This window comes from Planococcus maitriensis (assembly GCF_003289925.1).
Taxonomy (GTDB): Bacteria; Bacillota; Bacilli; order Bacillales_A; family Planococcaceae; genus Planococcus; species Planococcus maitriensis.
The window spans coordinates 884,634-907,665 of the sequence record NZ_QLZQ01000001.1 but is presented as its reverse complement, the minus strand read 5'-3'; the positions used below and the strand labels follow the sequence as shown (position 1 = coordinate 907,665).

General features: G+C 47.8%; 23 protein-coding genes and 1 other annotated feature. Of the genes, 8 read left to right on the top strand and 15 right to left on the bottom strand.

The annotated features are described in order from the left end of the window. Window positions 1-2: 2 nt before the first annotated feature. Together DP119_RS04350 and DP119_RS04345 are read left to right on the top strand one after the other, a co-directional pair. Window positions 3-521: a YjcG family protein gene (locus DP119_RS04350; RefSeq protein ID WP_112231181.1), complete on the top strand. Its 519-nt coding sequence runs from the start codon at window positions 3-5 to the stop codon at window positions 519-521. Beyond that, complete coding sequence (locus DP119_RS04345; RefSeq protein ID WP_112231179.1) at window positions 522-950, top strand: GNAT family N-acetyltransferase; 429 nt, start codon at window positions 522-524, stop codon at window positions 948-950. It begins immediately after the preceding gene. Between the two features lie 45 nt (window positions 951-995). On the opposite strand, the gene fabI is transcribed toward DP119_RS04345, so the two are convergent. After that, on the bottom strand, window positions 996-1,766 hold the full coding sequence (fabI, locus tag DP119_RS04340; RefSeq protein ID WP_058383409.1) for an enoyl-ACP reductase FabI: 771 nt from the start codon (window positions 1,764-1,766) through the stop codon (window positions 996-998). A 104-nt stretch (window positions 1,767-1,870) separates the two neighbouring features. Then, entirely contained in the window at window positions 1,871-3,241 is a 1,371-nt protein-coding gene (gene mgtE, locus DP119_RS04335) for a magnesium transporter (RefSeq protein ID WP_112231177.1), read from the bottom strand. Between the two features lie 87 nt (window positions 3,242-3,328). Between mgtE and prpE the strand changes: the two genes are divergently transcribed. Next, a complete protein-coding gene (gene prpE / locus DP119_RS04330; protein WP_112231175.1) occupies window positions 3,329-4,066 on the top strand; it encodes a bis(5'-nucleosyl)-tetraphosphatase PrpE in 738 nt (245 codons plus the stop codon). On the opposite strand, the gene DP119_RS04325 is transcribed toward prpE, so the two are convergent. Genes DP119_RS04325 through yjbM form a run of 3 tightly spaced genes read right to left on the bottom strand, consistent with a single transcriptional unit; the run spans window position 4,057 to window position 6,426 of the window. Further along, a complete protein-coding gene (locus tag DP119_RS04325; protein ID WP_112231173.1) occupies window positions 4,057-4,938 on the bottom strand; it encodes an RluA family pseudouridine synthase in 882 nt (293 codons plus the stop codon). The two genes, prpE and DP119_RS04325, sit on opposite strands and share 10 nt — an antisense overlap. Window positions 4,939-4,942: 4 nt before the next feature. Continuing rightward, window positions 4,943-5,752 (bottom strand): NAD kinase, encoded by an 810-nt coding sequence (locus tag DP119_RS04320; protein ID WP_112231171.1) that lies wholly within the window; start codon window positions 5,750-5,752, stop codon window positions 4,943-4,945. Next, window positions 5,749-6,426 carry a GTP diphosphokinase gene (gene yjbM / locus DP119_RS04315; protein WP_112231169.1) on the bottom strand — a complete coding sequence of 226 codons (678 nt, stop codon included), beginning with the start codon at window positions 6,424-6,426 and terminating at the stop codon, window positions 5,749-5,751. Before yjbM ends, DP119_RS04320 begins: the two co-directional genes overlap by 4 nt. Before the next feature lie 264 nt (window positions 6,427-6,690). Between yjbM and DP119_RS04310 the strand changes: the two genes are divergently transcribed. The 3 genes from DP119_RS04310 (at window position 6,691) to DP119_RS04300 (ending at window position 8,549) form a co-directional block, all read left to right on the top strand. Further along, window positions 6,691-7,260 (top strand): CYTH domain-containing protein, encoded by a 570-nt coding sequence (locus tag DP119_RS04310; protein WP_112231167.1) that lies wholly within the window; start codon window positions 6,691-6,693, stop codon window positions 7,258-7,260. Window positions 7,261-7,356: 96 nt separating this feature from the next. Beyond that, window positions 7,357-7,755: a globin domain-containing protein gene (locus DP119_RS04305; protein ID WP_112231165.1), complete on the top strand. Its 399-nt coding sequence runs from the start codon at window positions 7,357-7,359 to the stop codon at window positions 7,753-7,755. Then, window positions 7,752-8,549, top strand: coding sequence for a ClpXP adapter SpxH family protein (locus DP119_RS04300; RefSeq protein WP_112231163.1), 798 nt, complete (start codon window positions 7,752-7,754; stop codon window positions 8,547-8,549). The genes DP119_RS04305 and DP119_RS04300 overlap by 4 nt, the downstream gene beginning before the upstream one ends. Before the next feature lie 475 nt (window positions 8,550-9,024). Here DP119_RS04300 and pepF read toward each other — a convergent pair whose 3' ends face one another. From pepF to DP119_RS04250, 10 genes are all read right to left on the bottom strand, one after another. Further along, window positions 9,025-10,833, bottom strand: a complete 1,809-nt coding sequence (gene pepF / locus DP119_RS04295; RefSeq protein WP_112231161.1) for an oligoendopeptidase F — start codon at window positions 10,831-10,833, stop codon at window positions 9,025-9,027. A gap of 52 nt (window positions 10,834-10,885) precedes the next feature. Further along, window positions 10,886-11,974 carry a competence protein CoiA gene (locus DP119_RS04290; protein ID WP_167399190.1) on the bottom strand — a complete coding sequence of 363 codons (1,089 nt, stop codon included), beginning with the start codon at window positions 11,972-11,974 and terminating at the stop codon, window positions 10,886-10,888. A 133-nt stretch (window positions 11,975-12,107) separates the two neighbouring features. After that, window positions 12,108-12,764, bottom strand: a complete 657-nt coding sequence (gene mecA, locus DP119_RS04285; RefSeq protein ID WP_068869564.1) for an adaptor protein MecA — start codon at window positions 12,762-12,764, stop codon at window positions 12,108-12,110. Between the two features lie 298 nt (window positions 12,765-13,062). After that, on the bottom strand, window positions 13,063-13,458 hold the full coding sequence (gene spxA, locus DP119_RS04280) for a transcriptional regulator SpxA (protein WP_008429739.1): 396 nt from the start codon (window positions 13,456-13,458) through the stop codon (window positions 13,063-13,065). Between the two features lie 402 nt (window positions 13,459-13,860). Next, the gene (locus DP119_RS04275; RefSeq protein ID WP_420812283.1) at window positions 13,861-15,060 is read right to left on the bottom strand and encodes a putative glycoside hydrolase; all 1,200 of its coding nucleotides are present in this window, start codon (window positions 15,058-15,060) and stop codon (window positions 13,861-13,863) included. Between the two features lie 175 nt (window positions 15,061-15,235). Then, the gene (locus DP119_RS04270; RefSeq protein ID WP_112231155.1) at window positions 15,236-16,177 is read right to left on the bottom strand and encodes an ABC transporter ATP-binding protein; all 942 of its coding nucleotides are present in this window, start codon (window positions 16,175-16,177) and stop codon (window positions 15,236-15,238) included. Next, window positions 16,177-17,232, bottom strand: a complete 1,056-nt coding sequence (locus DP119_RS04265) for an ABC transporter ATP-binding protein (RefSeq protein WP_112231153.1) — start codon at window positions 17,230-17,232, stop codon at window positions 16,177-16,179. Before DP119_RS04265 ends, DP119_RS04270 begins: the two co-directional genes overlap by 1 nt. 15 nt (window positions 17,233-17,247) lie before the next feature. Further along, on the bottom strand, window positions 17,248-18,267 hold the full coding sequence (opp3C, locus tag DP119_RS04260) for an oligopeptide ABC transporter permease (RefSeq protein ID WP_112231151.1): 1,020 nt from the start codon (window positions 18,265-18,267) through the stop codon (window positions 17,248-17,250). Further along, on the bottom strand, window positions 18,267-19,202 hold the full coding sequence (opp3b, locus tag DP119_RS04255; protein ID WP_112231149.1) for an oligopeptide ABC transporter permease: 936 nt from the start codon (window positions 19,200-19,202) through the stop codon (window positions 18,267-18,269). The genes opp3C and opp3b overlap by 1 nt, the downstream gene beginning before the upstream one ends. A 184-nt stretch (window positions 19,203-19,386) precedes the next feature. Then, window positions 19,387-21,099, bottom strand: a complete 1,713-nt coding sequence (locus DP119_RS04250; protein WP_112231147.1) for a peptide ABC transporter substrate-binding protein — start codon at window positions 21,097-21,099, stop codon at window positions 19,387-19,389. A gap of 242 nt (window positions 21,100-21,341) precedes the next feature. Here DP119_RS04250 and DP119_RS04245 point away from each other — a divergent pair, with 242 nt between their 5' ends. After that, window positions 21,342-21,683, top strand: coding sequence for a DUF3899 domain-containing protein (locus tag DP119_RS04245; protein ID WP_112231145.1), 342 nt, complete (start codon window positions 21,342-21,344; stop codon window positions 21,681-21,683). A 51-nt stretch (window positions 21,684-21,734) separates the two neighbouring features. Further along, window positions 21,735-21,949, top strand: a binding site (T-box leader). A gap of 66 nt (window positions 21,950-22,015) precedes the next feature. Beyond that, entirely contained in the window at window positions 22,016-23,008 is a 993-nt protein-coding gene (trpS, locus tag DP119_RS04240; protein WP_112231143.1) for a tryptophan--tRNA ligase, read from the top strand. The last annotated feature ends 24 nt before the right edge of the window (window positions 23,009-23,032 follow it).

Sequence of the window (23,032 nt, the reverse complement as noted above, 5' to 3'; positions counted from 1 at the left end):
TTATGAAATATGGCATTGCAGCATTTCCATCCAAAAAACTACAAGACTTGGCGAATTCCTACCGGAAGCGCTATGATCCGCATTATGAATTGATCACACCCCATATTACATTGAAAGGGCCTTTTGAAGCGGACGATACGGAAGTCAAAGCGATGGCTGAGGAACTTGCCAATATCGCCAAGCGCCAAAAGCCTTTCCGCATCCACGCAACGCGCGTCAGCACATTCACGCCGGTAACGAACGCCCTGTACTTCAAAATCGAGCCGTCCAAAGAGCTGATGGATCTTCACGAAGACCTCCACTCCGATTTTCTTGGCGGCATGCCGGACCATCCTTTTGTGCCGCATATCACCATTGCACAAAAATTATCGGATTCGGAGCACGCCGATGTCTATGGCCAATTGAAGATGGCTGGCATCGACCACGAAGAAACGATCGACCGCATCCACTTGCTCTATCAATTGGAAGATGGTTCGTGGACAGTGTACGATACATTCCGCTTGTCAGGAGATGAAGCTTAATTGCAGAAAGTGAAAATTGTTGAAACCGAACTCGAAAAAGAACAGGCTTTTGAAATCCGCCGCAAAGTTTTCGTCGACGAGCAAGGCGTCGCCCTTCATGTGGAAATGGACGAGCATGACGACAGCGCCACCCATTTTATCGGTTATGAACTGGAACAGCCGATTGCCGCTGCCCGGATCCGCGAATATGAACAAGGCGTCGGCAAAGTCGAGCGCGTTTGCGTCTTGCCTGAATACCGCGGCCACCATTTCGGCGCCGAGATGATGCAACAGCTGGAGGAATATGCCCGCTCTATCGGCTATTTCCGCCTGCAGCTCAACTCACAGAGCCATGCAATCCCGTTTTATGAACGGCTGGGCTATGATGTGATCTCTCCCGAATTCATGGACGCCGGCATTCCCCATCGCCAAATGGAGAAAACACTATAATAAAAAACCTTCCGGAAAAACTCCGGAAGGTTTTTTTCATGCATTTTACAAAACGTGATAGCCGCTGTCGACGTGCAGGACTTCACCGGTGATGCCGCGGGACATATTGCTGAACAGGAAGACGGCCGTGTCACCGACTTCTTCAGGCGTCGTGTTGCGGCGAAGCGGTGCTTTCTCCTCGATCTCACGCAAGATCGAGTTGAAGTCGCTGACACCCTTGGAAGACAATGTGCGGATTGGGCCTGATGAAATCGCATTGACACGGATATCGTGCTTCCCAAGGTCCGCTGCCAAATAACGGACGGACATTTCAAGCGACGCTTTGGCCACGCCCATGACATTGTAGTTCGGCATGACGCGCTCTCCGCCGATATAAGTCAAAGCCACGATGCTGCCGCCTTCTGTCATCAATGGTTTCGCGTATTTCGAAACGATTGTCAATGAGTACGAGCTGATGTTATGCGCAAGCAAAAAGCCATCGCGGGATGTATCGGAAAAGTCGCCTGATAATTCTTCCGTTTTGGCGAATGCGATGCAGTGCGCAAGCCCATCGATTTTCCCGGCACTTTCTTTGATCGTATTGAAGCACTTCTCCACATCTTCGTCACTGGTCACATCACACGGCAAGATCTGCTCATGGTTGCCATCAAGTGTCGCGACCAAGTCACGCACCGACTTTTCAAAGCGCTCCCCTGCATATGTAAAGATCAGGTTCGCCCCGGCCGCATCCAATGAACGCGCAATCCCCCATGCAATGCTGCGCTTATTGGCAACACCCATGATGACATATGTTTTATCTTTTAATGAAATCGACATATATATACCTCCTAATATTATTACCTGGTACTAATATTACCCCATAAAAAAAGAAAGTGCAATTGCACTTTCCGGGATCTTGTTTCTTTTGGCCATTTACCGGCCTATAGATTCGTCAGGAACGTCGTCGCCAAGCCCAAATAAATGAGGATGGAAATGATGTCGTTCAATGTCGTGATGAATGGTCCCGACGCGACGGCTGGGTCGATCTTCATCCGGTGGATTAACAACGGGATAAATGAACCGGCCAAAGTCGCGACAAATATCGAACTGGCGACCGCAGTGCCGACCAGCATCCCGATCAGCAATTCGGATTTCCAGAAGTAAACGAGCCCAACGACGACAATGCCGCAGATGACGCCTGTGATCAGGCCTGTCCCCGCTTCACGGAACAACAGCTTTATCTTGCTTTCTTCTTCGATGTCGCCCGTTGCAATACCGCGCACGGCCACCGCCAGTGCCTGGGTGCCGCTATTTCCCGCCATCCCGGCAATCAAAGGAATAAATACGGCAAGCAGCGCCACTTGGTCGAGCGTCGCTTCGAACATGCCCATCAAGTTCGCTGTCAGCATGCCAAGGAAGGTCAGCAAGATGAGCCATGGCAAGCGTTTTTTCGCTGCTGTCAGCGGGCCGCGGTCAAAAGTATCCATATCGGAGACGGCAGCTAATTTGGAGTAGTCATCAGACGCCTCTTCATCCAACACGTCGATGATATCATCGACCGTGATGATGCCCAGCAGATGGTCCTGGAAATCCACCACCGGCAATGCGAGAAAGTCATAGTCCTTGATCATGCGCGCGACTTCTTCCTGGTCTTCGCTTACTTGGACACTGACGACGCGGTCGTTCATGATCGCTTCGATCAATGTGTCTTCATCCGCTATTATCAAGTCGCGCAAAGTCACGATACCCGATAGCTTTCGCTCTTCATCAATGACAAAAACATAATAAATCGTTTCTGCGTTCGGTGCGGCATTGCGCAGGATGTTCATCGCGGAGCGGACCGTCGAGTTTTTCGGAATGGCGACAAATTCCGTCGTCATGATCGAACCCGCGGTGTACTCTTCGTAATGCAGCAAGTCCTTGATCTGCTGGGCGGATTCCTTGTCCATGATTGTTAAATAACTGGCCACTTGGTCTTTATTCAGTTCATTCAGCACATCGACTGCATCATCGGTGTACATATAAGACAGGATATCCGATGCATAGCGCGTATCCATTTCCTTGAATAAATCTTCGTATTCGTCATCGTCCACTTCAATGGCTTCAAAAATATCCGCCATTTCTTTCGGAGAGAGATACTGATAGAGCAATTGCCTCGTTTCACCGTCTGCTTTCTCATAAAAGCTTGCCTGGTCGTATGGATGGTGGGACAAAAATTCTTCTCGGAATGCTTCAACATCCCCTTTTTCCAGTAATTCCTGCATCAATTCTTCGTTCAGTTCTTCATCACGGATCTTCGTTTCTTCCATCATGTATACTCCCTCCCCTCAATCGTTTCAGCTTTTTTCCCGAAATGCGTTACACTAAAATCAATGTACACCATATAGGAGCTGAAGAATATGAAATATGATGTTATCGGTGATATCCACGGTTGCTTCGATGAACTGGCCGAACTGATCGAACAGCTCGGCTACCGTTTCGAAAATGGCCTCCCGGTGCATCCGGAAGGCCGGAATCTTGCATTTGTGGGAGATGCCATGGACCGCGGCCCCGAATCCCTCGCGGTGTTGCGGCTATTGTTCGCCATGCAGGACGCGGGCATCCTCTATTATTCCCCCGGCAATCATTGCAATAAACTATACCGCTTTTTCAAAGGCAATCCTGTGGAGCTGCTGCATGGCCTGGAAGTGACGGTTGCCGAATGGCGCGGACTGGATAAGAGAGAGCAAAAAAAGTTCCAGGATCGCTATCTCCGGTTTTATGAGGCCCTCCCCCTTTACCATCAGCTGCGGGACGAGCTGATTGTCGTCCATGCGGGCCTGCGCCAGGACATGATCGGAAAAGCACTGAGCCGCAAAATGATCACTTTTGCTTTATACGGCGAAATCACCGGCAAATATCATGCCGACGGCCGTCCGGTACGCGGCAATTGGGCGAAGGGCTATAAGGGTGACCACTGGATCGTTTACGGGCACACCCCTGTCGAGACGCCTTACTTCCAAAACAATACCGTTAACATCGATACCGGATGTGTATTCGGCGGCGCCCTAACCGCATTGCGATTTCCGGAAATGGATATTCATCAAGTCCCGTCAAGACAGCCCTATCAGCCGGATCGCTTCCATCACTACGATTGAATCAATCCATGCATATCGCCGGCGAGAGCGGATGTATACGACAGCCGCTTCCCGGAGACAGGATGATCGAGCTGCAATTCAGTGCAATGCAGCGCTTGCCTTTCGATCAATTCGCGTCCGCCCCCGTATAGATCATCTCCCAGCAATGGATGTCCGATATGGGCCATATGGACACGGATCTGATGGGTCCTGCCGGTATTCAATTTCAGCCGGACATGGCTGATGCCGCCATCCGACTGGATCAATTCCATCTCGGTCTCGGCAAATTTGCCATCTTCCCTCACTTCGCGCTCGATGATGCTCGTTCCTTTGCGGCCGATAGGAGCGGTGATTACCAGCTTTTCAGCCGCCACTTCACCATGGACAAACGCTTCATAGCGGCGGTTCATCCGTTTTTCCTGCTGCTGCACAGACAGCAAATGATGGACATGGCGATTTTTGGCGATGCATACCAACCCTGAAGTGTCTTTATCAAGCCGTGTAGCGATATGCAGTGTCGACGGTATGCCATGCCGCCCGAAATGGCCGGCAACGTAATTCGCCAGGCTGCCGAAAGGCTGTTCGCGCGACGGGATGGTGTTTTGCCCTGGCGGTTTTTCGACGATCAATAAGGCCTCATCTTCATAGACGATGGCAAGCGGCCCGTTTTCTGCCGTCAAGCCTTTGCCTTGTGTTTCTTTCGGAAAAATAACGGTCACGGCATCCCCGATTTCAAGTGGATGCCTGACCGTCACTTCCGAACCGTTAACCAGCAAATGGCCCCCGCCGTATTTCACGGAAGCCAGCGTCCTTTTGGATATGCCATAGTTTTGCAGCGCTTCCCGCAATAGCCCATGCTCTCGTGCTGTAAATTCGATTTGAAATGCTTTCATGCGGTCAATCCTCCGACAGGTCGCTATCGATGAATGAGTCATGGACACGGCGCCAGAATGGAAATGCACGGAAACGGGCGAAGCGCACTTTTTCTTTCGCCACACGGTACTCGATCGACTCGACGTCTTTATGGAGCAATTGAAGATGGTCGATCGTCACCATGAAATCAGGCGCCTTCACCGGAAGCAGCGTGCAGCGATGGTGCGATGGCAACACCAGCGGCGAACCGACTGTCCGGAACACGCGGTTGTTGATCGATGCCATCTCGGTCAATTGCATCGCAGGCAAGGACGGATGGATAATCGCCCCGCCGAGTGCTTTATTATACGCCGTACTTCCCGAAGGCGTAGACATGCATAAGCCGTCTCCACGGAAACGTTCAAAATGGCTATCATTCAAAAAGACGTCCATGACAAGCGTGACATCCGGCGATTTGACGGTCGATTCGTTCAACGCCAAATAAGTGGATGATTCCTGCTCGCTCCGGTAACGCACCGTCACCTCCAGCAACGGATATTCAATGACTTCAAATTCCTTCTTCGCGATGGCGATCACGAGCTTTTCGATTTCGATCGGCTTCCAGTCGGCGTAAAAACCGAGGTGGCCGGTGTGGATGCCGACGAATGCCACGGCATCCAATCGTTCGCTGTATTTATGGAACGCATGCAGCAAGGTACCATCGCCGCCGATCGACAGGACGATCTGCGGTTCCGCCTCGCTCCATTCCATGCCGAAATCTTCTAGATACGTGCGCGCTTCTTCCATTAATCGATTGGATAAATCATCACTTCTGGATATGATATAAAATTTCATGTATCCTTTCGACCTCCTTCTGCCTCTCCGGGAAATCGCGTTCCTGGGGATTCTTTGTATTCGCTGAAATACGCTTGCGCTTCCTGGATTTCATCCCTGATCTGCGTCATCTCTTCATCGAGCTGAAATGCCGCTTCCGCTGCACGCTGCAGGCGCAGCTTGATTTCTTCAGGAAACACGCCTTTATATTTATAGTTCAGGGAATGTTCGATCGAAGCCCAGAAATTCATCGCCAAGGTCCGGATCTGGATTTCCGCGAGAATCAGCTGCTCGCCGTCGATGGTCTGTACAGGATACTCCACGATGACATGATAAGAACGATAGCCGCTTTGTTTTTCATGGGAGATATAATCCTTTTCCTCGACAATCCGCAAATCATTGCGCTGGCGCAAAAGCTCTACCACGGTCTCGATATCCCCGACGAATTGACACATCATCCGCAAACCGGCGATGTCCTGTAAATTGCGGGCCAACTCTTCCGATGGTTCAAACAATAGCCCCTTTTCCAAGGTTTTATCATAGATGCTCGCCAGCGGCTTAACGCGGCCGGTAACGAACTCAATCGGAGAATTCGTATTGTTCGTTTCAAATTGCTTGCGCATTCCTTTGAATTTCACTTTCATCTCGTCGACCGCCTGTTTATACGGCGCCAAAAAACGATTCCATTGCCCCATATCTGGCCCTCCTCACTGCTTTGCCTGTTTACTATCCTTTAAGCCCAGCACAGGGCCGTCTCTACATACCGCTATTTTACCACAGCAATGCTCTGCGTTGCAGATTGCATCCAACTATCCGATAATGAAATTAACGGCCAAGCCACGGGAAAACGGCGCAAGCATGATTTCCGCCCTTGTCCGGCCAAGCTGTCCTGCTTTTTTTAAAAAAACCGCTCCTTAACTGATAGAAAAGGGGTTTCTATATCATAATGAGGTGAACAAATGGCAAAAGAACTCGAAATCGAATTCAAGAATATGCTGACGAAAGAAGAGTATAGCGAATTACTGGGAGAACAAAAATTGGCCCCCATCAGCCAGACCAACCATTATTTCGACACGGCCGATTTCCGTCTGCGTGACCAAAAGGCAGCTCTTCGCCTGCGCACCATCGGCAGCCGGTATGAATGTACGCTCAAAACACCCGCCGCTTCAGGAAATTACGAAACGACCGATAGCTTGGACGAAGGACAGGCGTCAGCCATGTTAGGTTTAAGGCAGTTCGATGCACCCGAAGTTTCCGCTGAACTCGAACGGCTTGGTGTCTCCCCCTCCGATTTGACGCATATCGGTTCGTTGACGACCCATCGCGCAGAAATTGAATACAAAGGCGGGCTTCTCGTCCTGGACCATTCGGAATACTTAGGCGTGGAAGATTTTGAACTGGAATACGAAGTCACAGATGAGGCGGCCGGCAAGCGGATATTCATCTCTTTGCTCGAAGAAAAACGCATCCCGATGCGCCCGGCAGACAAGAAAATCGCTCGTTTCATGAAGGCGGCTTCCAAACGTTAAAGCTGGCACAACCGTTCGGTGGCATGCGATTTGTTTGAGATATTTACCATGCGTTGATAGAATGGATTTACAGCAACCACAAAGGGGACAAGACTGATGACTGAAAAACCGCTTCTCCCGTACGATCAAATCGGCGCGGAAACATTATCAAACCTGGTGGACGCCTTCTATGCGCGCGTCTCAGCCCATCCGAAACTTGCACCCATTTTCCCTGACGACCTGACCGAAACAGCGAGAAAACAAAAACAGTTCTTAACACAATATTTAGGCGGCCCGAACATTTACTCGGCAGAACACGGGCACCCGCGCCTGAAAGCACGCCACCATCCTTTCCCGATCACTCCCGACCGCGCGCAAGCCTGGTTGGAGTGCATGAGTGAAGCGATGGATGAAGTGGGGCTCAGCGGCCAATTTCGCGAGACGTTTTTCAACCGGCTCGTTTTGACAGCCCACCACATGGTGAATGATTACGACAGTGAGGAGGAGTTGGAGTGAGCAACCTGGATCTGGCAGAGGACATCCGCGAACACCAAGCTTCCTGCAAACCGATGGAATTATACGTGTTCATGGACCCGATGAATCCCGCATGCTGGGAACTTCAATCCATCATCCGCAAATTGCAAATCGAGTATGGCCATTATTTTTCAATGCGGATGATCTTAAGCACACAATTATCCGCCCTGAATATGAGCATGAAGAATACCGATATGGCCGGCGGCGAGCTTGAACACCCCGCACTTCCCTCTGTTGCCATCAAAGCGGCGGAGCTCCAGGGAAAACGGGCAGGCAATCGATTCATGTACAAACTGCAAGAGCATCTCTTCCTGCAATCACGGAACGTCACATCCTACGATGTACTGCTTGAAATAGCGGAAGAAGCAGAACTGGACCAAGCCGAATTCAAAGATGACTTCCACTCGGCCCACAGCGCAAAAGCATTTCAATGCGATCTGCGCATCACAAGGGAAATGGAAATTTCCGAAGTGCCAAGCATCGTCTTTTTCAACGAATGCATCGAAGACGAAGGCGTCAAAGTTTCAGGCCTTTATTCATACGACGTCTATTTGACCATCCTACAGGAAATGCTGGGAAAAGACCGGCTCAACCGGCAATCCCCGCCTTCTCTCGATGACCTGTTCATAAAGTATCCGACGATGGCGACGCACGAAGTAGCGAGCATCTACAATATCAGCGAACAAACCGCAGAACGCGAGCTGAAAAAGCAAGTGCTGCAGCAGAAACTGGAACGCATCCCTATGCAGGACGAAACATTATGGAAAGTGAAATAAGCTAAGCTCCCGTAAACGGGGCTTAGCTTATTTTTCTTCCATAAATAACAGCGAAAGGCGCCTTCCACGTCCGGAAGGCGCCTTTCTTATCTTACACAAAGGGGATGGGAGAAATGTTCACGCTCAAACAAAGGGGTGTATGTTTGTATGTGATTAATTTCACAACCTAATAATATCACGCCATAATAGTTAATGCAATAAATCACAAATCATTTCACAAATCTGTCATAATATCAAGCGCTTACATATAACTCTCTTCTAGATAAATTATTTTTAAATAACTTTAATTAGCGTTTTAAGAGTTCCTATTTGCTTTCCCCGTTCCATTTTTTCATTTTGCAATAATGATGGCGAGGACTTTATCGAGTCCTGTATATATATTCCTGGGTGAATTGGGCGCCTTCTTCAACTCATAAGGAGAAGCCCAAAAAAGCCTCTGCTGGATGTAACCGCAGAGGCTTTTCTCAATGATGCTTCATTTCTTCAATAATAAAGCTTCCAACTCTTCAAGCTTTTGCCCAAAGACTTTGCATGCCTCTTCTACCGGCTCGGAAGAAGTCATGTCAACGCCGGCTTTTTTCAGTACTTCAATCGGGTAATCGGAGCTGCCGGCTTTCAGGAATTCGTTGATATAACGCTCCACGGCAGGCTCGCCTTCTTCCAGGATTTTTTTGCTTAGCGCCGTAGCGGCACTGAAGCCGGTTGCATACTGGAATACGTAGTAATTATAGTAGAAATGCGGGATGCGCGCCCACTCGAGGCCGATCTCTTCATCCACTGCCATGTCTTCACCAAAATACTTTTTGTTCAATTCGTAATACACTTCCGTCAAGCGGTCGGCTGTCAAGGCTTCGCCGTTCTGGTCCATTTGGTGGATCATGTGTTCGAATTCAGCAAACATCGTCTGGCGGAAGACCGTTCCGCGGAAACCATCCAGCCAGTGGTTGAGCAAATAGATGCGCTCCTGCTCATCTTCTGTCGTATTGACCAAATGTTCATTGAGCAGTGCTTCATTTGTCGTCGATGCGACTTCCGCCACGAAAATGGAATAATCGCCGTAAATGAATGGCTGGTTTTGCCGTGTGTAATAGCTGTGGACGCTATGGCCGAATTCATGTGCCAAAGTGAACAGGTTGTCTACATTGTCCTGCCAGTTCATCAAGATATAAGGGTTTGTTCCGTAAGCCCCGGAAGAATAAGCCCCGCTGCGCTTGCCTTTGTTTTCTTTCACGTCGACCCAGCGGTTATCGATCCCGGATTTGACGATGCCGACATACTCCTCACCGAGCGCATGCAAACCTTCGAGCATCATGCCCGTCGCCTTGCCATAAGGGATTTCCATTTTGACTTCCTTGACGAGCGGTGTATACATATCGTACATATGGACCTGGTCGAGGCCCAGCACTTCCTTACGCAGCGCTACGTAGCGCTGCAATAGATGCAAATTGTCATTGACGGTTTCGACCAATTGATCGTACACCGCTTCCGGGATATGGTCATCCGAGAGCGCCGCTTCCCGGGCTGACGAGTAATTGCGGATTCTAGCATGGACGTTATCGCGTTTGACATTTCCGGATAAAGTGGAAGCAAACGTATTGCGGAATTTTCCATATGTCGCATATACGGCTTTGAATGCGTCTTCGCGCACACGCCGGTCTTTGCTTTCCATGAAGCGGATGTAATTGCCATGCGTAATCTGCACTTTTTCGCCGTCTTCATTTTCAATTTCCGGAAATTCCAAATCCGCATTGTTGAGCATGCCGAAAGTTTCAGAAGATGCCCCCACCACTTCGGATAATTGCGCAAGCAGGGCTTCCTGCTCCGCTTTCAGGACGTGCGGGCGCATCTTATTCAGTTCTTCGAGCGCGTGCTGATAAAGCTTCAGCCCCTTATGTTCTTCGACGTAGCGATTCAGTTCCGTTTCATCCAAGGATAGGATTTCAGGTGTCATGAAAGATAATCCTGCCGCGGTTTTGGCAAACAGTGATTTGATGCGGCTGTCCATCGCTTGGTAAGTAGAATTCGTCGTGTCCTGGTCATAGCGCATATGGGCGTATGTGTAAAGCCTGCGCAGCCGTTCCGACAATTCATCTTTATAGCTAAGCGCATCGTATAGGGCATCTGCCCCGCCCGATAAAGTGCCTTCGTATTGTCCAGCTTTCTCAGCCAACGCCGAGACAGCTTTGAATTCCTCTTCCCATTGTGAATCTGTAGCAAAAATATCCTCCAAGCGCCATGTCAGTTCTGCAGGCACTTGATCTCTTGTCATCAGTTTTTCCGTCATTTGGCTGCCTCCTCTTTCCCTTGTTTCGGGAAACGAATTACACCTTATTTTCTCAATTTTCCCACGCTTTTGCAAGCAGATGATAGGAAATATCCACCACTTCCGAAAAGCACATGGAACGCCCATTTCTATAGAGGGTTTCATATGCTGAAAGCACCTGCAATAATGGACGGTTTTCTATACCAGAAGGCGCAGTCTTGACCAGCTTTTCATCTAAAAGCGTTTCCACCGGTTTTCCACACTCGATCATCAGCGCAGCTTTCATTTGCCATAGCAAGGGAGGCTCCAAAAACAGGTGGCCCCCTGTAAGCGGCAAACCGAAAATTTCCGGGATGGCTTCCCTGTCGAGCTGAAGCTCATAGCTCAAGCGCCAGAAAGGATTCCTCATCCGGTTCTTCGCAAATAATTGGGAACGGATATATTTATTCCTTTCTACCCGCATCAGGGCTGCTGCCTGATAGTATTCGGTTTCGTTCAATTTTTTCGGCACGGCAAAAGGATGGACTTGTTCAATCATCGGCAGGAGCGATGCCTTCGCGACCCAACGGTTGCCCTGTATATAAAAAAGATTGGAGTAATAGACGAAGAGTGAATGATCGGGGTTGAATTGCAGGAGATGCGGGTGGAATTGAGTACCGCGGAACATCGCTTGTTCAAACGGGCGGATTTGGAAAACACCGAGGCCAGGAGCCGGAATGTGTTCCGTCCCCCTGATCCAGACAGGATGGAGCCCCATCTTGGCATATCCTTGGCTGCGCTTGATAACCTGCTCTGCGGGCAATGGGCTGCACTGGATTTCAATTGCCGAGTTCCCGGCTAACAGGTCGGGGCGCTGTTTAATACGGGGTAAGTAATGTTCGACATGGACCGGAATTTTCTTGACATGAAAAAAAGAAGCTAAACGGGATTTCCCGAGCAGATGAAGCGGTGTTTCCGGTTCACTGCCTGGCGTACAGGAGAATTGCTGGAGATGGGCGAAATGGGGGATTTTCGTTGTGCCGACTTTCAAGACGACCGGGGCTTCGCAAGCGGGACATTGAAAAGTACAGTCCCTTCGCAGCTGAATCAGTTGTTGCCTTGTGTGATAAGCTTGCAGCGTAAATAAACGGCCTTTGACGAGCGCTGTCAGTATATGAATCACTCTCCTTTTTTTCAGTTTACGCGGAAGAGTCAATGTGCGCAATACAGAAAAGGCTGTCTGCTTCTTTGAAATCGCCTTCGCTCCCTATGAAAAAGGCAAAAAGGCAAAAAAAACCTCCTGTAAAGGAGGTTTTTTAGCCGAAATAATGCAATACATTCGACAGTGCATCTTCTTTGAAGATCGGCTTGCCATACTCTTCCAGACGGTGAATCGTCATCGGAGTTTGCTGCAAATATTCAGTGATGACGCTCAATTGGTCTTTAATGTCTTTTTCCGAATGCAAGATCTCATCAAACTTCACATGCATATAATACTTGCCGTCAAAGTGGTACAATGCCGTATCGACTGGCATGTACATGAGGCGCTTCGCTATCGGAAGCAATTCTTCCACTTCCGAGAGGACAAATGAGTATTCGAGTTTCTTTGCATCGCCTTCGTCATAAACCGGTTCGAATTCATCAAATTCCGGCGAACCAGTTTCTTCTCCAGAAAACATTTTGCGTCGTTCTTCTATATCATCCGGCAAATCAAGTTTTTGCCCGTCTTTCGTCAATTGCGCACGAGTGACAGTGACTTCAAGTCCTTTGTCCATGGCTTGTACTTGGATCCACAGCGGCCCCTCCATAACGAAATCGGCTTCTTCATTGACTTCATCCATCATTTCCCAGAAAAGCTCTTCGCTTTTGTCTCTGTTAAACCAAATTTCGTCACGGCTGAACCCTCGCTCTTCAACATCAAGATAGGAAATGTAAAATTTCACTGTGTTGTCGTTAATGCGTTCTATTTCCATTCTACACCTCTCCTTTTCGGATCGGATTAAGAGGAAGTTCCTCAAAAGCCGTGATTTATTACTACCTTCATTATACCTTTCCTGAAGGCTTAAAAACATTTTTCTGCCTATAGGCGGCACGAGAAGATAATTAACTTAGAGTCTAATCGAATCGACAGACTTTTGCAACTAATCAGGACAGAAACACACGCCCCTGAGGAAAAGATGGACGGGGCGATATATTAACAGGATAAAGAAAAGCCGCCCCATGATCCCTTATGAAAAACCATAAAGACCGGACAGCTTTTTCTCCTTATTCTCAGTTGACCATGCGCTGAGCTTCCAGCAATTGATACGCGCGCACTTTTCTTGGAAGGAATCGGCGGATCTCATCTTCGTTATAACCGACTTGCAGGCGTTTTTCATCCATGATGATCGGGCGTCTCAATAAGCCCGGATGTTCTTGAATCAATTCATAGAGGCGCTGCAATGGCAAGCTCTCTACGTCTACATTCAGTTTTTGGAAGATCTTCGAACGAGTCGAAATGATTTCATCCGTCCCGTCCTCTGTCATACGCAGAATTTCTTTGATTTCACTGATTGTCAAAGGTTCGGAGAAAATATTGCGTTCTGTATATGGGATATCATGTTCTTCCAGCCACGCTTTCGCCTTGCGGCAAGACGTACAGCTTGGAGAAGTGAATAATGTAACCATCATAATGGAGCACTTCCTTTCGGATTCATAGGTGTTGAGGGAATTCATTCTTAAATTAGAATCACTATCGTTTAGAAGCTCTACAATCATTATACAACATTAGGCTTCAGTAATATATAGCTGACAGCGAGAATTTTAAAAAAACATCGATTGTGTCACAGTCTCGCTACATTTTCAGAGATTTTGTAAAACTTATACATTAGAAATTTACCCGCTTCGTTTATCAATTAAACTTCTATAAGAAAAATTTATTCTCATTTACGATTTTTTTTTTGAAAATGAAGCTTCTATTATATAGTACGTTTTATCACTGAAAAGGTTTCAATTCCAGCTTATTTTAAATAGCGGTCCGGAAACGAAAATGCCCCTCCTGGGACAATGACGTCCAGAGGGGCATTTCGATTATTCAGGTGTATAGTCGACGCCAGCCGAATAACGATTCCCGGCGTTCCAAAGAAGGAATTCATCGATTCCCTGATCATTCAATGCACGGATCTGGGCTTCCACTTCCGCCTTGCCGTAACGCTTATAGTTGCCGGCGCCTAAATAGCTGGCGGTGAAATCTTGCAGCCAAGGGCGCGATACAGGCGCTTCGTCCAGTTTGGCAAGAACCTCATTTTCAACTTTCGCATACTCTGCGACCAACTTATACGGTTCCAGGTCAGGCTTTGCGATACCGAAATAAGACGTCCAATGGCTTGGATAAATCATCGATGAGATGACATCGACATTCTCGGAAATTTTCGAGAAGTTCTGCCCGATGCCTGGCGCTTCCGGCAATGTTGCGGCATAGCCGAAAATATCAACTGATACCTCTACATCATAAGGTTCGAGTTTTTCCCTTGCATAGGCAACAAAGTCCGTTACAGCTTCAACGCGGCGCTGCACCGGGTCTAAATTGGATTCTGCGTAATCACCCATCGAATAGTCCAGCTGCTCACCGTAACGCTCAAAACCTTCCGGGAAACGCACATAGTCAAATTGGATTTCTTTGAATCCCATTTTTGCAGCTTCTATTGCCACTTCCACATTATAGTCCCAAACTTCCCGCATGAACGGATTGACGAATGCTTCTTCGCGGCGATTTTTCCACACCTGGCCTCCCGAAGTAAAGGAAAGTTCAGGGCGTTGTTCGGCAAGCACCGTATCCTTGAAGACAACTACACGGGCGATCGGGTAAATCTGTTCTTGTTCCATTTGTTCAAGCATCGCACGCGGATCTTTGATCAATGACGTCCCGATTCCTTTGCCAGCCAACGAAGACCCTTCTTCAGGCATATACGTCAAATGTCCTTTATCTTCCTTGACATCAATGACCATTGCATTTAAATCCGTGTTCCCAATGAGGTTGACAAGCGAAGAAAAACGCTCTCCCCCGGCTGAGTTTCCAGTGACAAATATTCCCCGGACTGCGTCAGGATAATCGAAATTCAATCCCGAATCGAACCGGAAACGTTCCGATGTCCCAAGCAACCCCGAGTCGATGCTCGCTACTTCATATGTACGGGTCGAAAAGTCTTCTGTTGCGGTTTCAGCCGCCTGTACTGAGCTGGCGCTTCCCAATAGGATTAAGGGCGCCGCAAGCCATTTCAAGGATTTCACACAGATTCACACACCTTTTCAGCTTTTCTTCAGTTTACCATTTTTATGAACTTTTAACAGGATAATTTAGTAAATTTAGAGTCGTCGGGACATTTATTTGCCTTAGGGTCGAACTTGACAGAAAGCTTTGGTTCCACCAAAAAACACGCCCCTATAAGGAGGCGTGCTTTCAGGTTCATTTTTTGGCTGCCATGCGTTCCTGGAGCTCTGCGAATTCTTTTTCTGAACAGTTCACGAAATGGTTCGGTGATACTTCACGCATTTTCACATCATCCGCATCCGTGTAGTTATGGACTGCCGGATCGTATGCTTTTCGCGTGCGGTTGCGTTCATAGTTCGGGTCCGGAAGCGGTATCGCCGAAAGCAATGATTGCGTATATGGATGCATAGGGTTTTCGTACAATTCGTCAGCTGGCGCCAATTCCACCAACTTACCAAAGTACATAACGCCGATGCGGTCCGAAATGTATTTAACCATCGACAAATCGTGTGCGATGAACAGATACGTCAAACCTTTTTCTTCCTGAAGCTCTTTCAACAAGTTGACTACCTGTGCTTGGATGGAAACATCGAGAGCAGAAATCGGCTCATCCGCGATGATAAAGTCCGGATCTACCGCCAAAGCACGCGCAATACCTAAACGCTGGCGCTGCCCGCCTGAGAATTCATGCGGATAACGATTCGCGTGCTCTTTGTTCAAGCCAACCGTTTCCAATAGGTCATAGACCATTTTCTTGCGGTCGTTGGCGTCTTTTGCCAAACCGTGGATATCGATGCCTTCAGCGATGATATCCATGACTTTCATCCGTTGGTTCAAGGAAGCATAAGGATCCTGGAAAATCATCTGCATTTTACGGTTGAATTTCTTTAGGTCTTTCTTGTTTTTCTTGCCGTGCACACTTTCCCCTTCATAAAGCACTTGGCCATCCGTCGCATCATACAAGCGAATGATCGAGCGGCCAGTTGTGGATTTTCCGCAACCTGACTCGCCTACAAGGCCAAGCGTTTCCCCTTTATAAATATCGAAAGAAATGCCATCGACTGCTTTTACTTCGTTTGCTTTGCCGACATTGAAATGTTGTTTGAGGTTCTTGATTTCAACCAATTTTTCAGCCATCAGTTCGCGCTCCCTTCATAATAACGGCTTCCAGGGAACTTTTTCATCCGTTCGATAACCATTTCAGGCGGTTCAACTGCTGGCGCTTCAGGATGAAGAAGCCATGTGGCCGCCATGTGCGTATCGCTGACTTTAAAGAACGGAGGCGGCTGTTCCATATCGATCTTCATGGCGTATTCACTGCGCAGCGCGAATGCATCGCCTTTTGGCGGGTCGAGAAGATCCGGCGGCGTGCCAGGAATCGCATACAGTTTTGCATCTTCTGCATCCATTGAAGGCATTGAACTGAGAAGGCCCCATGTGTATGGATGTTGCGGGTTGTAGAAAATCTCATCGACTGTGCCGATTTCTACGATTTTCCCTCCGTACATGACTGCTACGCGATCTGCGACGTTCGCCACCACTCCGAGGTCATGCGTGATGAAAATGATCGATGTATCGATTTTTTTCTGCAAGTCTTTCATCAATTCAAGGATTTGCGCTTGGATCGTCACGTCGAGAGCAGTCGTTGGCTCATCGGCGATCAAGATCTGCGGATTGCAGGCCAAAGCGATCGCGATTACGATCCGCTGGCGCTGCCCGCCCGAGAATTGGTGAGGGTATTGTTTCATGCGAAGTTCAGGTTTCGGCATGCCGACCAAACGCAGCAAATCGATCGCCACTTTTTTCGCTTCATCTTTACCGATTTTTTGGTGTTTCAAAATCGGCTCTGTAATCTGGCGGCCAATCGGCATCGTCGGGTTGAGCGATGTCATAGGATCCTGGAAAATCATCGAGATGTCTTTTCCGCGGATTTTCTGCATTTCCTTATCGCTCAATTTCGTCAAGTCACGCCCGCCGAAAAGGATTTCACCGTTTTTGAATTCTGAAGTTGCTTCGGGCAATAAACGCATGATCGATTTGGTTGTAACGGATTTACCCGAACCGGATTCACCTACGATTGCCAATGTTTCACCTTTATATAGATCAAAGTTGACGCCTCGGATTGCCTTTACTTCGCCACCAAATGTGTGGAAGGAAAGTTCGAGGTCTTTTACTTGAAGTATTTTTTCCATCTAAGGCTTTCCTCCTTAATCTTTCATCTTCGGATCGAGCGCATCACGCAAGCCGTCACCGATCAAGTTAAATGCAATCATGATTAAACTCAACACTACTGCCGGGAACAAAAGGATATGCGGCCGGTACTGGATCAGTTTATATCCATCATTGATCAATGTCCCTAGAGACGCATCCGGAGCCTGGAGCCCGAGCCCGATAAAGCTCAAGAATGCTTCGAAGAAAATAGCGCCTGGAATCGTGAACATCGTGTTGATGATGACGACACCGAGAACGTTCGGCATCAAATGCTTCCAGATGATGCGGCTATCGCTTGCGCCGAGCGTGCGGGCGGCAAGTACGAATTCCTGGCTCTTGTATTTAAGAACCTGCCCGCGCACTACCCGCGACATGCCGGTCCAACCGGTTATCGTCAAGGCAATGATAATTGCGAGTATCCCCGGATCCATGATGAGGATGAAGAGGATAACCACGACCAAGTTTGGAATACCTGTCAAAATCTCGACGATACGCTGCATGACATCATCCACACGGCCTCCGAAGTAGCCGGAAATCCCGCCATAGATTACGCCGATCAGCATATCGATCGCTGCTGCAACGAACGCGATGAACAAGGACACTTGTGTCCCTTTCCATACACGCGAGAACATATCCCGGCCAAGGCCATCTGTCCCGAACCAGTAATTCTGTTCAACATTCTTCATTTCGTACATATCGACTTCACGCCCGCCAAGGGTACCTACCCCGTCCATGATGCCTAGGTTTTCGATGACCGGCATTTTCGGCGGCAAGTTGGCATGTGTAATGGTCTGGTCGTTCGGTTCATAAGGGCTGATCATTGGTCCGATAAAGGACATGAGAACAATCAAGCCGAATAGGATCAAACTGATGATTGCGCCTTTGTTTTTCTTAAGGCTGCGCCAAGCATCTTGCCAAAAACTGACACTTGGTTTGGAGATTTTCTCTGCCTCTTGGGTGTCCCTCGGGATGCGGGTAAACGCATCTTGAGGAAGCTTTTCATAGTTCTGTGTCATTAACTCTTACCTCCTGAAAGACGAATACGAGGATCGATGACGCCATACAAAATATCTACAATCAAAATGACAACGATCAGGAAAACCGAGAAGAAAATGGTCGTACCCATGATGATCGAGAAGTCATTGACCATGATTGATTTTACGAACTGCTCACCGATTCCAGGAATCGCGAAAATCTGTTCGACCACGAGAGAGCCTGTCAAGATGCTGACTGCCATCGGCCCAAGAACCGTGATCAATGGAATCAAGGCATTACGGAATGCGTGTTTGAAAGCGATTTCAGAACCGCTGGCCCCTTTAGCTTTTGCCAAAGTAATGTAATCCGAGCCAAGAACTTCGATCATTTCTGTACGGATAAACCGTGCAGCCGTTGCCAGCGGGAACATCGCCAATGCTATTGACGGCAATACGCTGGACATGAATCCGTCTTTCCATAGCGCCACTGGGAACAGGTCCCATTTTAAACCGAGCCAATATTGTAGCATGGATGCAAAAACAAACGATGGAATGGATATACCGATGATTGCGACAATCGTACTTCCATAATCCACCCAAGTATTTTGCCTGAGTGCCGCGACCATCCCGAACAGGATTCCTAGAACAGTCCCGAGGAGCATCCCTTGGAATCCGATCTGGGCTGACGGCCCCATGCGGCTTAAAATAACATCCGTTACGTTTGCGCCTTTGAATTGGTTAATCGAAATACCCAAATCACCTTTTAGCAAACCAAACATATAATCGAAATATTGAACAGGAAGGGGTTGGTCCAGTCCGTACCGTGCCTCTACGACTGCCCGTTGTTCAGGAGATAGCTTATCTGCGGAAGCAATTGGGGAACCTGGTAATATTTTCATCAAGAAAAATGTAAACGTGGCAATAAGCGCTAAGGTGATGAACATATAAATTAATCTTTTTCCAATATAGCGTGCCATGGTGCACCTCCAAAATAAAATCACTCTATTATATCAAGCATCGATTGACGCCTGTACTTTTCTGATTAAGCAGAATACCGTTAATTTTCGGTGAATTTATTCACAGTAGAAAAGAGAGTATATCAAACCCTTGATATACTCTCTTTCTATTATGTTTTCCTAAAGTACATTCAGTTGGGAATTCTTATTCCTTACCGGAAATGTAAGCCCATTTGTAGCTGTAGTCTCCACCGAATGGGTGTTTAACGATGTTGTTAACATATGGCTTTTGAAGGGACATGATACCGCGCTGATAGATCGGTGCGATAGCAGCATCTTCTTCGATCAAGATTTTTTCAGCTTGAGCCATTGCTTCCCAGCGACCTTCAGCATCCTGTGCCAATTCGCCTTTAGCTTGCTCTACCAAGTTATCGAACTCCTCGTTAGAGTAAGACATCAAGTTGTGAGAAGCGCCAGTTACGAATAGGTCGATGAATGTCATTGGATCCTGGTAGTCAGGGCCCCATCCAGAGTTCTGGATATCGTAGTCTTGTGCTTCATCAAGCTCAAGGCGTACGCCGAATGGTACAGCTTTCAAGTTAACTGTCAAACCTTCAAGGTTTGTTTCAAGCTGCTCTTTCAAGTAAGCATCCATTTTACCAGCAAGCTCAGAGTCGCCGCCGAGAAGTTCAAGAGTGACTTCTGTTTCGCCGATTTCCTCTAGGCCTTTTTCCCAGTAAGTTTTCGCTTCTTCAGCGTTGAATGGAAGCATGTCTCCGTTGATATCACGGAAGTCTTCGCCCGCTTCGTTGAAAGCAAACTCAGTTGGTACAAGGTAGTTAGCTGGAAGAGATCCGTTTGCTAGAACTACATCTACAAGATCTTGCTTGTTGAAGCCAGTAGCAATCGCTTTACGGATGTTTTCGTTAGCAAGTGGAGTTTCTTCGCCGTTACGTTCTTGGTTGAATTTCAAGTAGAACAAAGTTGGCTCAAGCTCGCGCACAACTTCTGGGTCTTCAGCGTATTGCATTGCGAATTCACCAGAAAGGCCTACACGGTCTTTTTCACCAGATTGGTAAAGGTTTACTGCAGTTGATGTTTCTTTAACTACGTCTACGTTAACTGTTTCAAGTTGAACAGTTTCCGCATCCCAGTACTCAGGGTTTTTCTCCATTGTCCAAGTCAAGCCAGTGCCGTCCCAGTTTGTAAGAGTGAACGGGCCGTTGTATAGGATTGTTTCAGAGTTAGAAGCGTAGTTATCGCCTTGCTCAGTTACGAACTCTTCGTTCAATGGGTAGAATGTACCGAAAGCCATCAATGACATGAAGTAAGGAGTCGGGCGCTCAAGTTCCACGACAAGAGTCTTGTCGTCTTCAGCTTTGATTCCTAGTTCAGAGACTTCCATTTCTCCCTCAGAAACTTCTTTAGCGTTTTTGATTGTTCCAGCCATCATGTATGGTCCGTAAGGTGAACCAGTGTCTGGGTCAATCGCGCGTTGCCAAGCGTAAACGAAATCGTTAGCTGTGACCGGTGTACCGTCCGACCAGTTAGCATCACGTAGTTTGAAAGTATACGTCAAGCCGTCTTCACTGATCTCAGGCTCGCCATCAGCAAGTGCAGGTTCTGCAATGTTTTCTTGGTTCAAACGGAACAAACCTTCGTTTACGTTGTTAAGGATGTTGAATGCCACTGCATCCTCAGCAATCGAAGAATCCATTGATGGAATCTCTGCTCCTTCGATCAAGTTTAGTTCTTGTACAGAGTCAGGTTCGCCGCCGTTGCCTTCTGCGCCTTCTGTACCTTCTGTTTCTGTGTTTTCTGTCCCAGTATCAGTGTCGTCTCCGCCGCCGCAAGCAGCTAGGAAAGCACTAAGTACCAAAACCAGGCCAAGTAGCCATAAAATCTTGCTGTTTTTCACTGATTTTGCCCCCTTAAATTTTCTGAAAAATTGGTACATGATTAATTATACATAAATATTTTTTGTTGTACAGCGTTTTTTTTGGAATATTTTACACTTTCACCATTAATCATGCTGTTCCAAATATCACTAATAGGCTGAAAAGCGCGCTATGTAAGCGTTTTCTTCTCAGTTAATTTCCGAATAATTTTTTGATTTTTTTTGTTATTTCTTCTACAATAAGAACGGATAGGGGTGCCAAAATGAAAAAAATAATCATCGGAATCTTCGCCGTGCAATTGCTGATCGTGTTGACGATGCTCATGCGCAGCGAGCCGTTTTCATTGCTGTCATACATCAATAATTCCTTTATCTACGGGGGAATCCTCGTATTTTTCGGTGCCTGGGTCTTTGTGGTCCGGACTGGGGTGTTCGATGTATTTACAATGAGCATGCGCAAAGTATTCAAAAGTAAATCCACCCTCGAGGACGACGAAATGCGCTTGCCGTCGGAGGTGCTGGCATTCTCAAGTTCCCCCCTCTTAATCGTGGGCGGGGCGACATTGATTGCCATGGCCGTTTCCTTGGCGATTTACCAATCGTAGAATTGGATATTGCGTCGATATTCTCTTTTGTATTATAATAAAATCAATACAAAACGGGCGTTGACAAAGAGTAGTAAATGCAGTTTCTTCTATAATAAGAGAGCTTGTGGCCGGTGTAAACAAGCAGAAGATTGCATTGAATGGACTTTCGAGCTAAAACGGTGAAAATACGTAGCCGTTTTCGTGTTCTCCGCGTTATGGAGACAAGTGGCCGCATTGCGGCAATCAGGGTGGTACCGCGGAACCGCACATCATTCGTCCCTTTAGTTTTAGGGACGAAGATGTGCTTTTTTATATCCATTTTTAGTTTATCCATTAGAGGAGGAATTGCATTGAAGAAAATCTTTTCAGGCGTACAGCCGACCGGCACCGTCACACTCGGCAATTACATCGGGGCATTCAAGCAGTTTACTGAGCTGCAGGAAGAATACGACTGCATTTTCTGCATCGTCGACCAGCACGCCATCACCATGCCGCAAGACCGGCTCGAATTAAGAAAGAACATCAAATCGCTCGCCGCGCTTTATCTTGCTGTCGGCATCGACCCGGAAAAAGTGACATTGTTCATCCAATCGGAAGTCCCGGCGCACGCACAGGCCGGCTGGATGCTGCAATGCGTGTCGACGATCGGCGAGCTCGAGCGCATGACACAGTTCAAGGACAAATCATCCAAAGCCGCTTCCATCTCCGCCGGTCTGCTGACTTACCCGCCCCTGATGGCTGCTGATATTCTTTTGTACCAAACGGATATCGTCCCTGTCGGCGATGACCAGAAACAGCATATCGAGTTGACCCGCGACTTGGCGGAGCGTTTCAACAGGAAATACAATGACATTTTCACGATTCCGGACATCCGTATCCCGAAACACGGGGCACGTGTCATGTCCTTGCAGGATCCGACCAAGAAAATGAGCAAATCGGATTCCAACAAAAAAGCGATCATCACTTTGCTCGATGACTTGAAGACGATCGAAAAGAAAGTGAAGAGCGCCGTCACCGACTCGGAAGGAATCGTTAAATACGATCCCGAAAACAAGCCTGGCGTATCCAATCTATTGTCAATCGAAGCCGCCTTGACCGGTGCCTCCATCGATGAACTCGTCGCTAAATACGAAGGCGGCGGTTATGGCGATTTCAAAGCAGGCGTAGCGAAGGCCATCACTGAGCATTTGGCACCGATCCAGGAGCGCTACTATAAGCTGCTCGACTCTGAGGAACTAGACACGATCCTTGACGAAGGCGCAGAAAAAGCCAATTTCATCGCCAATAAAACATTGAAAAAAATGGAGAACGCGATGGGTCTTGGCCGCAAGCGCAAACGTTAACAAATGAATATAAAAAAGGATGGA

Excerpts from the sequence above, each read along its gene's own strand:
- yjbM (WP_112231169.1), bottom strand. The coding sequence starts at position 6,426 with ATGGGGCAATGGAATCGTTTTTTGGCGCCGTATAAACAGGCGGTCGAC.
- DP119_RS04320 (WP_112231171.1), bottom strand. The coding sequence starts at position 5,752 with ATGAAATTTTATATCATATCCAGAAGTGATGATTTATCCAATCGATTA.
- DP119_RS04350 (WP_112231181.1), top strand. The coding sequence starts at position 3 with ATGAAATATGGCATTGCAGCATTTCCATCCAAAAAACTACAAGACTTG.
- DP119_RS04305 (WP_112231165.1), top strand. The coding sequence starts at position 7,357 with ATGACTGAAAAACCGCTTCTCCCGTACGATCAAATCGGCGCGGAAACA.
- DP119_RS04270 (WP_112231155.1), bottom strand. The coding sequence starts at position 16,177 with ATGGCTGAAAAATTGGTTGAAATCAAGAACCTCAAACAACATTTCAAT.
- opp3b (WP_112231149.1), bottom strand. The coding sequence starts at position 19,202 with ATGGCACGCTATATTGGAAAAAGATTAATTTATATGTTCATCACCTTA.
- opp3C (WP_112231151.1), bottom strand. The coding sequence starts at position 18,267 with ATGACACAGAACTATGAAAAGCTTCCTCAAGATGCGTTTACCCGCATC.
- prpE (WP_112231175.1), top strand. The coding sequence starts at position 3,329 with ATGAAATATGATGTTATCGGTGATATCCACGGTTGCTTCGATGAACTG.
- spxA (WP_008429739.1), bottom strand. The coding sequence starts at position 13,458 with ATGGTTACATTATTCACTTCTCCAAGCTGTACGTCTTGCCGCAAGGCG.
- DP119_RS04245 (WP_112231145.1), top strand. The coding sequence starts at position 21,342 with ATGAAAAAAATAATCATCGGAATCTTCGCCGTGCAATTGCTGATCGTG.
- pepF (WP_112231161.1), bottom strand. The coding sequence starts at position 10,833 with ATGACGGAAAAACTGATGACAAGAGATCAAGTGCCTGCAGAACTGACA.
- DP119_RS04265 (WP_112231153.1), bottom strand. The coding sequence starts at position 17,232 with ATGGAAAAAATACTTCAAGTAAAAGACCTCGAACTTTCCTTCCACACA.
- DP119_RS04325 (WP_112231173.1), bottom strand. The coding sequence starts at position 4,938 with ATGAAAGCATTTCAAATCGAATTTACAGCACGAGAGCATGGGCTATTG.
- mgtE (WP_112231177.1), bottom strand. The coding sequence starts at position 3,241 with ATGATGGAAGAAACGAAGATCCGTGATGAAGAACTGAACGAAGAATTG.
- DP119_RS04310 (WP_112231167.1), top strand. The coding sequence starts at position 6,691 with ATGGCAAAAGAACTCGAAATCGAATTCAAGAATATGCTGACGAAAGAA.
- fabI (WP_058383409.1), bottom strand. The coding sequence starts at position 1,766 with ATGTCGATTTCATTAAAAGATAAAACATATGTCATCATGGGTGTTGCC.
- mecA (WP_068869564.1), bottom strand. The coding sequence starts at position 12,764 with ATGGAAATAGAACGCATTAACGACAACACAGTGAAATTTTACATTTCC.